Origin of the sequence: Pseudomonas sp. Gutcm_11s (assembly GCF_028649395.1) — a bacterium.
GTDB lineage: Bacteria > Pseudomonadota > Gammaproteobacteria > Pseudomonadales > Pseudomonadaceae > Aquipseudomonas.
This window is the reverse complement of record NZ_JAQSUW010000016.1, coordinates 301,982-314,336: the sequence shown is the minus strand read 5'-3', so window position 1 is coordinate 314,336 and position 12,355 is coordinate 301,982. Positions and strand designations below refer to the sequence as shown.

The following is a 12,355-nucleotide window of genomic DNA, read 5'->3' as shown; positions in this document are numbered from 1 at the left end:
TGGGGCCGATTAGGATTCGACGCCGGTAGCGAAACTTGAGGGGCATGCCGAGTAGGTGACAGTTCTCGTAAATCCGCTGCCACAACTTCATAGTTGCCAACGACGACAACTACGCTCTGGCCGCCTAAGGGCGCCAGCAGACCCTAGGGGATGCCTGTAAACCCGAAGATTTGGTCTGTCAGATAGAACAGGATCGCCGCCAAGCACGCTGCAGGTGTAACGGCTAAAACTTATGCAGCTCGCTCCAAGCACCCTGCCACTCGGGCGGCGCGGAGTTAACTCAGTAGAGATGGCTAAGCATGTAGAACCGATAGCGGAGAGCTGGCGGACGGGGGTTCAAATCCCCCCGGCTCCACCAAATAAACCCCTGATTTTCCTAGTGAAATTCAGGGGTTTTTCTTTGGGTGTCGAAAAAGTGTCGAACCGTGGCAGACCTCCGCCCCCGCAAGGTGATAGCCGCAGATGGCAGCAGCCATCCTGATCTATGCGGTATGCAGTCCTACCAGGGCAGCAGGTACCCGTCAGTCAATGCACCTGCTTCCGCTGCCGCCCGCTCGGCGTTGATGTGCAGCTTAAAACCGCAGTAAATAGACCAGTCGTCCAATAAACACCCTCGGCTATATAAAGCCATTGCGTTGTGGAGTGCTCGGGAGGATGGTGAAAGCTCATCTCATCCGAGCCCTGGTGGAATCCCTCTTCCCTTCGTTCGGGGCTGAGGACGCACATGAACGACGAACGCTTTCGTAGCGGGCTGAATATCGCCGGCTACTGCCTGACCCTGGCTAACGAAGACCTGCAGGACCTCTCCACGCACCCGTGCTCTCCCGCAACGACTGCAAGGCTGCTGCAGCTGCACGAGAGCATCGAAAACTGCGTAATGATCATTGAGTCGCTGAAGCACTACCTGGCGACCCCTCATCCGGTTCCCTCATCCGTAAGACCGCACATCCCCCATTGCCTCTAACTGCCATGAGTAACCTGAAAAATGAATTCATTCGACGAGAGTGCACGCTCCAAGCTCAATAGACAGATTGAGGCGTTCCTATCCGAAGGCGGCGAAATCACCGCAGTGCCGACAAGGAAATCAAATGGTATGGGCAGCACGCAAAAGGCTCAGTGGAATAAGCAAATCGTAGAGAAGCCCAAAAGCGCCACGTCAGATCAGTAGGCCATTGGGCCGAGTCTGACAGCATCCTGCAGATGATCGGGCGCGAGATGTGCGTAACGCATTGTCATAGCCAAGCTGGAGTGGCCCAAGATTTTCTGCAGGGTGAGGATGTTTCCGCCGTTCTGGATAAAGTGGCTCGCGAAGGTGTGCCGAAGCGAGTGAGCAGCCTGCCCTTTCGGTAGCTGAATCGTCGTTCTGGCCAACGCCCTACGAAACGAGGTGATGGCCGAATTGGGCTGGCCGTGTTGCTTCCAGTGGCGAACTATTTTGGCCTCCAACTCAACAGTGATCGGCACTGATCGCACCTTGCCGCTCTTGGTCCCGCTGAAGGTGATCACCGCATTTCGCAGCCCGGTCGGCTTCAGCTTCTCGGCCTCTGACCAGCGTGCACCAGTGGCCAGACAAATCAGTGTGATGATCTCGACGTGTGGGTTATCGCAGCCACTGCGGATGGTTTGCAGCAGCTCGGCAATCTGATCGTTCGTCAGCCAAGAAAGCTCTCGTTCCTGAATCTTGAGCGGTTTCACCAGGGCCAGCGGATTGGCGTATTCAATGACGCCCAAGCCCCGCAGCTCGTTGTAGACCGAGCGCAGATATCCCAGCTCATTGTTGAGCGTCTTGGGCGAAGTGCCCTCCCCTAGCCTGACGCGACGATCATGAGCGTAGGTCTGCGGGTCGAGCTTGGCGGCCTGGGGATTGCGCAGGCGCTTGGCGACCAAATCCAGCTTGGAACGGCGGCGTTCACCATCCCGCAACGAATGCCCGTGCAGATCAAACCATGCCGCGACCAGCTCGGTTAACCGGCGGGTGTCGGTCGGTTTGGGTGACCAGCTCGGGTTATCCACTACCTTGGCCCGGCAGGTCGCCTCAAAGCGCTGAGCCTCAGCCTTGGTTTTAAGCGTCTTGCGAAAACGCTTTCCCTTGATCGGCTCTACGTCGACCTTCCAACGGCCATCGGGCAATTGCTCAATGGCCATAGGTGAGAAGCCGATCAGTACAGGAAAAGCAGGTAGATAAACGCAGCGAAGATGAGAACCAAGAAAACGGCGTAGACAACCAGAAGAACATCACCCTTTCGAGAGCAATGCGGGCACTCGTAGGAGCCTCTAGGCGACACGCGGCCGCACTCCGGGCACCTTTGTTCATCAAACATTTCGGTGCCGCTCCACGCGATTGAAGGCTCATACTGCCCTACCCCATCGGATGTGTCGCTCCTCAAGTAGGTTCCGGATATGTTTGTAGAGGTCGAGCGTGGTCATATCCTTGGCGACGTAGTGGTCGCGGATCACCGGCCAGCATTCCCATTCGGTGAGCCGCTTAAACGCCTTTTTTGCGCCCACCCTTTCCCTTGCCAGCAAGCTGACGAAGTTGCCCAGGAACAGCTCCACGTTCTTGCCGGAGAAGCCACGAGCCGTCTTGTAATGGCGCTTGTAGTGGGTGTCTTCCAGCAGCGAATCAGCGGCGATATCGACTCGCACATCCTGACGAAGCAAGGTCCAGATGGCCTCATAGCGCCCAGGGCGGGCCTGTAGTCGGAACTGGCTCAGGCCGTAGCACCAGAGGCCGTCGAGGTGGCCAGCGAAGGCCGAGAAGGACCGAGTGTCGATCAGTGCGCCGGAGTGCACGTCTACGGAGCCGCTGGCGAATTGCTGGATCACCGAGTGGTGATAGCGCAGCTCGACACGCCAGACGTCTTGCTCCGGGCTGTAGTTGTCCGGGTCGCTCTCATCGAAGCTGTCACGACGACGCCAGACGCCTTCCCAATAGTCGAGTTTGTCAGTAGCGCGGGCCTGCTCGGTCTTGTTGTAGATACACAGCTGGATGCCACCGGCAGAGCCAAACATGGAGGTTTCGCCACGGCCATACACGCTGGCCTTGGTCGCCCAGGAAATCTCGTTGATGCCGGAAATGTCACGGTGCGCACGCGCCTTGCAGTGCATACGCGCCATCAGGTCAGACGGTGGTTGCCAGCCCTGAAGGTCCAGCGCCAGATGCACCGCGCACTGATTGACCTCAAGGTTGGTCATCACCTCATTGGCGTAGTAGTCCATCCGAGCTTGCAGACGGTCGGGACTCAGGTTGTCGATGGCATGGGGCGACACTTCGATTTTCAGGTGTGGGCCGATGGTGTCGAGCTTGGCGTTGAAGTTCTTCACCAGCAGGACGAAGCCCAGGTCAGCGTTCTGGAGTTTGTACTGGTAGCCGGAGTCACGACCGACGCGGCCGGAGTGCCAGCGCTGGCCAGCGAAATCGACAATGGCTCCAGGGGTCTCGAACAACGCCATGACTTCCGGGCGGATCAGCCCCCGGTAAAGCTGACGCACGGTGTCCACCCCGCAGCGCAGCAGACGAACTTTCGACAGGTCAGTGAGGATGGCGGTGTGGTCATCAAAGAAGAGCCTCCCAACCGGGGACTCGTTGAACTCCTGATCGACTCGCAGTTGGTCCTTTACGCTCATTTCTCTCACTCCAAATTGGTACGAATTGGAACTCGGTAATAGGGTTTATCTGACGTGTTACAGGGACGTCCCGCGCGCGCCTTTTGCGCATCGCTCGTCCCTCGCGCATGCGCGAAAAGGCGCCCAGGAACAGGCGCGGATCACCATAGGAAGCGGCCTTTCTCGTAGGGGATCTGCACCACCTTGATTCCGCCATCAGCCTGCTGCTGGCTCTCTAGGGGCTGTGTCGGTGGTGGCGTAGCAGGCTGCTTTGGCATGCCGTCTTGAGTGCTGCCCCGATCAGCGATCGCTGCATCGAAGTAACCGTGCTGCACGGTGTTGCGGCAGAAAGAGAACGAGGTCTTGTGCCACGTGCCTTGCTGGCTGAAGCACTCGCAGATGTAGGCTTTCTGCCCCGCTCGCACGACCTGATAGCGCTTTCGGTTGCGCTCGATATAGCCCTCATCCGAACTCATCACGCACGACAGTTTCGGGTAGGTCTTGGGCTTGGTCAGTTCGTCATAGATGGGGGCCGAGCTGGGTACATCAGGAATCCGCGGTGTGCGCAGAGCGATGTACTTGGCTGTCGTCATGGCCTCTTTGCCGGAAGCGTTGGCCACCGGGTTGATGAGGGAGCCGACCGAGCCTTTTACCTGATCAACCAGCCCTTTCTCTGACGTTGGCGCGCCCTGCTCAGCCGGCGTTGTTTCCTTGCCCAGCTCGTAGCGCTCGTAGGCGCGATAGACCATGAAGCCGGCCACGCCGATAACGGCCATCGCGAGCAGGAACTTGGTCGGGAGCTTGGTTTGAAAGTGGTGGCTGGCGTTGGCGCTGGTGTAGACGCCGAAGTACTTCTTATCGAGGCGAACGGTTTTCTTATCCGCATCCTTGAAGCTGCTCTTGATCTCGACCTTCTCGATCACTGCATCAGACTCGAAGCGGAGCAGCTGCTGAGACTTGAACACCCGCCAGTAGTGGACGTGACCATTGCACAGGCGGCGTAGGTGCACGTCGATGTACCGAGGGTCCTGGGTGACGAGGTGTACCTCGTGGCCGGAGTGCCGCATGGTCTCGAAGCGGGTGATGTGCTCAGGTGGCCGTGCTCGAGTATCACGGGCGCCGAACCAACCCTGAGCCTCATCCACCACGACGATGGAGTTGGGTGGCAGGTCAAACCACAGCTCAGGATCATCGAACTTGAACCAGCTGGCTTTCAGCAGCTCGGGTTTGAGGCCGTTGATGTTGTGGAAGTAGACCGGGCGGCCCTCATCGAACGCCTTCGCGTCGACCTCGCGAATGGTGTTGAGAGTTTTGCCGTGGCCGGGCTTACCAGTGCGGATATAGAGCATCGGGCGGCCTCCTTACGCTTCGATGGAGGTGCCGCCCGGCTTGCGCCAGACCTGTGCACGGCGGCTGTCCTGAGCCTTGTTCAACCCGGCAATCACCAGTCGCGTGGTGACGGCCGCGAGGAAGATGTTGATGGCTACATCAATCTTGGCCAGGCCGAGAATCTGCTGGATCACCAACGTGCTGGAGCCCATGCGCGAGGTCACGTAGGTGGTGACCTGTTCGAGAAGGACGTTGTAGCCCACGTAGGTGATGAAGCCGATGCCCAGCAGGCGAAGGACAAAGTTGATCAGCGGCTGCACGATCATGAAGATCAGCTGCACCGCCCAGAGCCATACAGGCATTACTCACCTCCTACAGCGCGGCCCACATACAGGGCATAGAAGACCGCAGCAGCCGCCACGATCAGGAAGGACAAGTCGCTGGCGAACTGGCACAGCGGCTCATAGGAAAGGGAGAAGGAGCGGCCACCCATCAGGGTCAGGCTGACTTGCTCGGCCTGGGGGCAACTGCTGGGAAGAAAACGAGTGCCTTCGCTGAACATGTCGCCCAGGTTGATCTCCTCGTCTTCCTCGGCCTTGTAGTCGGGGTTGTCGAGGAAGTCGGCGATGTCGTCTTTCTGGCCGGGGAAATCTAGGTCGGGGCCGTCACAGCGCAGGGCCTTTTGCATGCGCAGCTGAGCGCACTCAATGGCATCGCCGGTGCAGGTCAGCGCCTGATCGCAGTTCTCGCCAGTGACGGCACCCTCCCCACCATCACCGCCTCCATCACCACCGCCGTCACCGCCGCCACCATCGCCGGGATCAGTACCACCGCCCCCATCACCAGGATCAGTCGGGTCTGTCGGATCAGTGGGATCGGTCGGGTCCGTGGGATCAGTTGGGTCTGTCGGATCAGTACCGCCCGAACAGCCCTCAGCCGTTGGATTAGCTTCACAGGGATCGGGGGAGTCTGGCGGCGGTGGAACATCTGGGGGAGGCTCATTGGTGCCAGATGAGCAGCCATCGCCGGTCATCTGATAGGCGAGGTTGGCAAAGATGATTTCGTACTTGGGATCGGTGTCAGGTTCACCGAAGAAGTCTTGCCCGGTGCCGCCTGGGTCGGCATTACCAAGGCAACCATCGAAGCAATATTTCAGAGGCTGCTTGAACCCGAAAGGAACGAGCGTAGCGTCGTTATCCTTCTCCTGACGCCCAATAGGCCATGTCAGGCTTTCGCTACCTCCAGCCTCGCAGACGTTCGTCGTGATCTTGGCAACGACGCCACCGACCTCGCCTTGAACGTTGATGTAGTTACCGCTGGAGCTATACAAGCGCAGAGAACAGGTGAACCAGTTTCCCGCGTTTGAGACTGAGCCAACCTCTGTTTGCCCCGTGACGGAATAGGTTTCGCCCGACCTAGTAACCGAATCAAACGTGAGCGACTTACAGGCGTCTCCGGCGTTCTCAAAATACTCGCCGGTCAGCTCCAGGAAGTAGGAGGAACCTGCGTAGGCAGGTGCCACACGCAGAAGCGAGGCCAGTACCAGCAGCGCAGTGATGAGCAATCCACGCATGGCTACACCCGCCCAAAGAACAGCGCCGCCAGAGCGACGGTGGTAACGATCAGGACAAACCACTCTTGAGACATGACGTTGCTCCAGCTGGATAAGAAAACCCCGCCGGAGCGGGGTTGTTCTTGCCCGGCACGAGTCCGTGACGAGCTGGCTTACAGGGCGCGACGCATGTACTTGAAGGCCGCAGCGGCCACCAGCACACCGAACACGGCCCAACCGATGGTGCCGACGTCGGCACCGGCTTCATCGAGAGCGCCAGTGGCTTCGGCCGGGACAGCGGCGTACACCTGCTGGATGGACATGAGGCCGACAGCAGCGACGGCACCGAGGGAGCGTTTCAGGTTCTTCAGTTGTTTCATGGTCATTACCTCTTGAGTGCTTTCTTCAGGGCCAGGAAGCCGAACACCACGGCAAACAGGGTGATCACTTCGCCTTGCAGCTCGGCCACTTGGTCCCAGGTGAGTGCAGTCCCGTACAGGGCCTGCATTTCCTCTTGCGTGAGGCTGACCAGCGTCCCGGTGCAGATGGGTTCACCTGCTGCACCGACACTCCAGTCGCCTTCACACGCGAGGAAATTCATAGGGGGCTCAGGCAGCGCGGGCAGGCTTTAATCAGCGACCACAGGCGCTTCGGGGCGCAGTCGTGGCAGTGATTGCAGTAAATCCGGACCATCTGAGCCGCCCTCTAATCAGGACTTGGCGGCGTCAGCCGGGGTGGCCGGTTTGGCGCCCTGGGCTGGCTGCTGGGCTTGGCGTTGGCCTTGGTCGCGGGGCTTGGCCGACTCGATGTGCAGGGCGAGATTTTTGCCTTTGTTCTGGCCGCCACGGTCCACCTCGAAGGTGATGCGGACCATCTCCAGCGGCTCGAAGTGAGCGCCCGCGGCGAAGACCTCGTCGGCGTGATCGTCAGCGACTGCCATGCCGATGATGGAAAGGCCGTGCTCGGTCTTGCCGTCCGGCTCATCGCCATAGAAGACCTTCACGTATTTCGCGCCTTCCATTTCGGTTTTCTGGGTGCCCAGGAATGCGACTTCCATAGTGGAACGTGCCATGTGTGTGTTTCCTCGCTGTGGTGCGCCTGATTGCGCGGTTTGCCTTTCAGCAGGCCGAGCGAGTCCACACGGGCGAACTTTTCAGTTTTTCGCCCGAGGGGTTTCTCGGTTTGCCGGGGTTTTACAACTCGGCCAATGCGCGGGCCGTTATCGCGTCAAACACCAAGGGCCACGCCCTTGTTATCCCGTGTCGCCACCGTCGCCCGCGACTGGTGGACCAGTCCCGGACGCCGGAGGCGATCTGCTTGGCGGCGGATCGGTCGGGGCCGTGCAGGACTCGACTACCGATTGCATGGAGCGGGTGAAGATCTCCTCGAAGAACTCAGCCTCTTCAGTGAGCTGCCATGTGCTCAGACCGACACCGAGGGCGATGCCAATAAGCATGGGCGCCGACCACACACCCATGAGGGCAACGAAGTAGCGGGCCAAACGGAATGCGCTCATTGGCTCAGCCCTCCAACTCGAACGGCTCGCGGACTGGAACGAAGGGCGTTGGATTGCCCGAGTCGTAAATAACGTTCCAGTACTTCGGGGGCCGGGGCGGTGGCGTGTGTTTCGCGCAGATGAAAGCCGGTTTCGCCTTCCAAATTCCATCGACCTTGGCCACAGACACGGGGCGGCATTGGTCGCAGGGTGTGGACTGGGAGAGCACGGGAGCCGGTGCGCGACGGGACCAGCAGACAGAGCAGGAACAGTCCGCGGTGTGTGGTTGATGTAGGTAGCGGCTGAGGGTGGCCATAGCTCATGCCGTCCACTCCTGCTCCAACAGCCAGGAGCGATACAGAGCGCTATTCACCATGCGCCGCTTACCGACCTTAATGGTAGGGATGACGGCCTTCATAGCCCATGCGCGGGCCACACCATAGGCAACACCGTTGCGCTCAGCCCAGCTTTCGATGGTCTCAACGTCGCGCTGCAGGGCATGCAGCTTGGCGGGGTCAAGCTCTTCCAGTTCCATGCTCGTTCCGTCACTATTCGTGTCATTAATAGCAGATCTGTTAGTACTAAGTACTTAAGCACATAGTACACAAGACGGATTCAGAGTACATAGAACTAATGCGAAAATATTCCAATGAACGACACGATCACTGATAGAGCAATTCTATTGATAGAGACTGTCGGCCTCAGCGCTCTAGCAGAAACTGGAACGAAGGAATACTTCCGCTGGCAAAACATAAAACGGAAAAAAGCACGAGTTGGAGCTGAGGAAATTGAGCGGCTGGCAACAGTACTACCGCAGTACCGATGGTGGCTTGTAACAGGGGAAGTGATGCCCGATAAAGGGCAAATGAGTCCAACCCTCGATGAGATAAGTCCCGATTCGCCTATTCAGAGTGAAACATCACGATAGTTCGTGACGTGGCAGCAAGTTGATTTTCCTAGAAGCCAAGCAGGGCTGAATTAGATCAGGGACGACCAGTCATGAATAGCCACCTATCCTCCAACCATAAATTTCTTATTATTTGTCTAGTCCTTGGCGTATTAGCCATTGCTATGGCATCACTTCTTTCGGGTTATTTAGCAATCCTGGCTGCAGTTGTTTTCTGCCTAACTCTATTTATCCTACGGCATTTAGTAATGCCTCCAGGCTATGGTGCAAACAGAATACGTGCGCTAAGCCTTATTGGCGCATTTGGCATTGTGGCCTCATGGGGCGCATGGGCAAACATAGTTAACTCTGCAATTAAGTCCGTACTTTCTCAACCAGAGATCGCAGAGAAATTTCCTTGGGCCTCATCAATAAAAATAGATGGAGAACCTCCATTTATCGTATTGCTTTTTGTACTCGCATGCATCTGGATAGTTAATCACTACATGCAAGACAGGAGCATTGCAAGCGGGCACCCAAACCCTTTGGACGAAGATTTTCCCGAAGAAAGATTCCAGAGCAAGCTTGCATCATTCTGTTCAGCACTCAACAACCACTTAGTTCAAGTAGATCTCGAAAGCAATTGGAGTCCCGACTATTACACCGAGCTAGAAGTAGAAGTTGAGATCCTGTCCTCTCATCGATCGATATATAGAAAGAAGATAATGAACCTGCAAAGCGCAATCAGGGCCGATCGCGCATCGCAAGCCTTTCTAATCCTTGGAACACCAGGCGCGGGGAAAAGTGTTGCATTAAGAAAGCTCGCAAGAGACATGCTCAAAGAAGTAGGAAGCACAGGGCGCATACCAATTTACATAAATCTCCGCGAATGGGCACCCTCCAGCACGGCGCTATCGCCATCCGTCTCAGAACTAGAAAGGTTTGTTATTGAAAGCGTGAAAGCACGCGGAGACTTATTCACAGAGGACTTTGTCGATAGCTATTTTAAAAAGCTGTGGAGCAGCGGCCGCCTATTCTTTATCTTTGACTCATTTGATGAAATGCCACTGCTTTTAGACACAGACGAGAGCTCGGAAATAATAAACTCTCTGTCCGAGATGCTATTTCGTTTTATTTCAAGCCAAAATAACTCTCGCGGCGTTTTGGCATCAAGGGTATTCAGGCGCCCAACCCAATCTTACCTAGCACAAAAAGTCCTCGAGATACGCCCACTGTCAGAAACCAGCATTCATGAGGCTCTGGATAGATTTCCGGCATTTACCTCAGAACTGAAGAACTCTCTATTTAGAGACAGACTAGACTTAGTTCCCATTGCCAGAAACCCGTTCTTGATGGCCCTTCTTGGAGAGTGGGTCAATGAGCAACACACCCTCCCAGCCAATCAAGCTCAAATATACGAGAGCTATCTCTTAGCTCGTTTAGCAAAGTGCACCAGTAAGATTTCGTCTCGCGGGCTGACTGTCGAAGAAATCATGGAAGCTACAAAAGAAATTGCATGGTTTGTCTTCAACTCTCACAGCTATGGGCTAGAAGCACCTGTGAGAGTGATTAGCTCAAGCATTGGGCACTCAAATATCGAATCTGTTATTGAAATCCTTAGCTACGCTCGAATTGCAAGAGTAACCAAAGGAGAGTCGAGCTCCTTCGCCTTTGTGCATCGCCGATTCCTAGAATACTTTGTGACTATGCGACTGCTGGAGACACCAAGTGATGCCCCCATTGAGCATATCCCTACTGATTCTCGTGGGAGAGATGCTCTGGTCCTATATGCACAACTATGCTCCGACGAAGAAGCTCAACGATTAGGACTAATTTGCTGGAAAGAGATACAGGATAATTTCCGCAGCGACATAAATAGGTTGCGTGCCATTCATTGCCTCAGATTCCTTGTTGACGCATTCTTCTCACGCCGAAGCGCAATTAGTAGTTTTCAAACACCCCTTGGCAAACTAATACGACAACATGTGGAGAATGGCGACAACATCATACATGCCAAAATATGCCTGGAAGCTACAGGTCTATTGCCAGAATCAGAGTCCGTACCGATTTTAAACCTTGCTATTGAAGGAGAAGACTCTTGGCTTCAGGAGACATCATTTAGAGCATGTAGAAATCTCCCTAGACTTGAAAAAAATCTCGAATCAGGGATGATTTCTTATCTGGAGAGAATGCCTATTATTCAATTTTGGCGAACCAGGAGAATATTAAAGCTCGGACTTTCACTTTCGGACTCTTTACAGGGCGTAAAGAAAATAGCAGACATTCGCTCCTTCAACATTCAACTCTCAATACTGGCAACAATCGCTGCAGCAATAATCTCCCCAGAGACTTCTTATCTAAGCATGGGTGTAACTTTATTCATATTCTTCCTAGCAGCGCTTAGCAACCTTGTATCAGCATCATCTGTAACAATCATAAAAAAACAAGCTAGCTATGGCTTCTTCCCATTCTTTGCACCAACTCTCGCAGATGCACTAATATCCATATTCAGATTTGCGGCCCCAGGCCTATTCATGTGGAATGCAGCAATAAGACTCCTAGCACCAGCAGAATACAAAAGCGCACCATATTATGGAGAGTCATTTTTTGATGGGATAGGCTGGGGCCTTCCAGAGCTCGACGCCTTGCCGCTAATATTAATATCAATAGCTATCCTAGATTGGCTATTGATAGCCAGAGCATTCCGAGGCATCTTAAGAGCCGTATCTAGCATCAAGATCGCTCTCGAAATATGTGCATACATAGCAGTCGGAATTACAGGCCTACTCTTGGTCGCCTCATTTGTTGAATACATTAAAGGCGGGATTATATACAAAGTAATCGGCGGCTTTTTTGTGGTAGCCTTAATTCTACTAATAATAGGCTATGTGTTTTTAATTATAGGCCTAGCCCGAGACTACACTAAAGACTTCCTCCTAGTTAGATCAATACACTTCTCAAGCTCAACAACAAGAGCTGAGATAGCGAAAAAAATGGCAGCTCTACGCACCACTCATGGCAAATCCTTATACGTATCTAAGTTAGAGAAAATGAGGGTAATTGCCGTTGGGGACTGGCCATCTGACTTCAAGCTTACAGTGGGCGGAGGGGCTGCTTTATCTGCCTTAGCTCGACTAGAAGAAAAATGGCTACGCTTAGATAGGTAAGCAATCACCAAAATTCACCATAGAAAGAACCTGATCCACGCCCTCTTATCCACCTCAACTGATAGGGCAAGTGTCGAAATAATCGAGCAAGAATGCTACGAAATGAGCCCATCAGCGCAGTGTGAACCTCGTAATGAACCTGTTTAGGTCATAACGCAACGGGAAATACTGGGTTCAAATCCCTAGCTCTATTTCTTGAGGCAACACTAGGGAAAAGCGCACCTTAGCCATGCTGAATGCCTCTGATAAGCCTCTGCTGCGGAAGTAGTGGTGATTCGTCACCTTAGGGAGTAGCGTCGAAAGCAGTAGTCGCCGCTTCC

General features: G+C 54.8%; 14 protein-coding genes and 1 other RNA gene. 5 read left to right on the top strand and 10 right to left on the bottom strand.

Annotated features, from left to right (window positions below):
* Position 1: 1 nt before the first annotated feature.
* The 3 genes from ssrA to PTT45_RS22425 all read left to right on the top strand — a co-directional run bounded on the left by ssrA (position 2) and on the right by PTT45_RS22425 (position 1,168).
* Positions 2 to 358, top strand: a transfer-messenger RNA (tmRNA) gene (gene ssrA / locus PTT45_RS17725).
* Positions 359 to 724: 366 nt separating this feature from the next.
* Complete coding sequence (locus tag PTT45_RS17720) at positions 725 to 964, top strand: hypothetical protein (protein WP_273815050.1); 240 nt, start codon at positions 725 to 727, stop codon at positions 962 to 964.
* A 21-nt stretch (positions 965 to 985) separates the two neighbouring features.
* Positions 986 to 1,168: a hypothetical protein gene (locus PTT45_RS22425; protein WP_443218208.1), complete on the top strand. Its 183-nt coding sequence runs from the start codon at positions 986 to 988 to the stop codon at positions 1,166 to 1,168.
* On the opposite strand, the gene PTT45_RS17715 is transcribed toward PTT45_RS22425, so the two are convergent.
* The 10 genes from PTT45_RS17715 to PTT45_RS17670 all read right to left on the bottom strand — a co-directional run bounded on the left by PTT45_RS17715 (position 1,162) and on the right by PTT45_RS17670 (position 8,517).
* Positions 1,162 to 2,145: a phage integrase gene (locus tag PTT45_RS17715; protein ID WP_273815048.1), complete on the bottom strand. Its 984-nt coding sequence runs from the start codon at positions 2,143 to 2,145 to the stop codon at positions 1,162 to 1,164. The two genes, PTT45_RS22425 and PTT45_RS17715, sit on opposite strands and share 7 nt — an antisense overlap.
* Positions 2,146 to 2,349: 204 nt before the next feature.
* On the bottom strand, positions 2,350 to 3,627 hold the full coding sequence (locus tag PTT45_RS17710; protein ID WP_273815046.1) for a hypothetical protein: 1,278 nt from the start codon (positions 3,625 to 3,627) through the stop codon (positions 2,350 to 2,352).
* A 140-nt stretch (positions 3,628 to 3,767) separates the two neighbouring features.
* A complete protein-coding gene (locus PTT45_RS17705) occupies positions 3,768 to 4,955 on the bottom strand; it encodes a zonular occludens toxin domain-containing protein (RefSeq protein WP_273815044.1) in 1,188 nt (395 codons plus the stop codon).
* Positions 4,956 to 4,967: 12 nt separating this feature from the next.
* Entirely contained in the window at positions 4,968 to 5,297 is a 330-nt protein-coding gene (locus PTT45_RS17700; protein WP_273815042.1) for a DUF2523 family protein, read from the bottom strand.
* Positions 5,297 to 6,508 carry a virulence factor TspB C-terminal domain-related protein gene (locus PTT45_RS17695; protein WP_273815040.1) on the bottom strand — a complete coding sequence of 404 codons (1,212 nt, stop codon included), beginning with the start codon at positions 6,506 to 6,508 and terminating at the stop codon, positions 5,297 to 5,299. Before PTT45_RS17695 ends, PTT45_RS17700 begins: the two co-directional genes overlap by 1 nt.
* A 152-nt stretch (positions 6,509 to 6,660) precedes the next feature.
* Complete coding sequence (locus PTT45_RS17690; RefSeq protein WP_273815038.1) at positions 6,661 to 6,867, bottom strand: major capsid protein; 207 nt, start codon at positions 6,865 to 6,867, stop codon at positions 6,661 to 6,663.
* Positions 6,868 to 6,872: 5 nt separating this feature from the next.
* On the bottom strand, positions 6,873 to 7,088 hold the full coding sequence (locus PTT45_RS17685) for a hypothetical protein (protein ID WP_273815036.1): 216 nt from the start codon (positions 7,086 to 7,088) through the stop codon (positions 6,873 to 6,875).
* Between the two features lie 108 nt (positions 7,089 to 7,196).
* On the bottom strand, positions 7,197 to 7,559 hold the full coding sequence (locus tag PTT45_RS17680) for a hypothetical protein (protein WP_273815035.1): 363 nt from the start codon (positions 7,557 to 7,559) through the stop codon (positions 7,197 to 7,199).
* 448 nt (positions 7,560 to 8,007) lie between these two features.
* A complete protein-coding gene (pflM, locus tag PTT45_RS17675) occupies positions 8,008 to 8,298 on the bottom strand; it encodes a lysogeny maintenance protein PflM (protein WP_273815034.1) in 291 nt (96 codons plus the stop codon).
* A gap of 3 nt (positions 8,299 to 8,301) precedes the next feature.
* Complete coding sequence (locus tag PTT45_RS17670; RefSeq protein WP_273815032.1) at positions 8,302 to 8,517, bottom strand: DNA-binding protein; 216 nt, start codon at positions 8,515 to 8,517, stop codon at positions 8,302 to 8,304.
* 114 nt (positions 8,518 to 8,631) lie between these two features.
* Between PTT45_RS17670 and PTT45_RS17665 the strand changes: the two genes are divergently transcribed.
* Both PTT45_RS17665 and PTT45_RS17660 read left to right on the top strand, forming a co-directional pair.
* Positions 8,632 to 8,910: a DNA-binding protein gene (locus PTT45_RS17665; protein WP_273815031.1), complete on the top strand. Its 279-nt coding sequence runs from the start codon at positions 8,632 to 8,634 to the stop codon at positions 8,908 to 8,910.
* A 71-nt stretch (positions 8,911 to 8,981) separates the two neighbouring features.
* Positions 8,982 to 12,035: an NACHT domain-containing protein gene (locus tag PTT45_RS17660; protein WP_273815029.1), complete on the top strand. Its 3,054-nt coding sequence runs from the start codon at positions 8,982 to 8,984 to the stop codon at positions 12,033 to 12,035.
* The last annotated feature ends 320 nt before the right edge of the window (positions 12,036 to 12,355 follow it).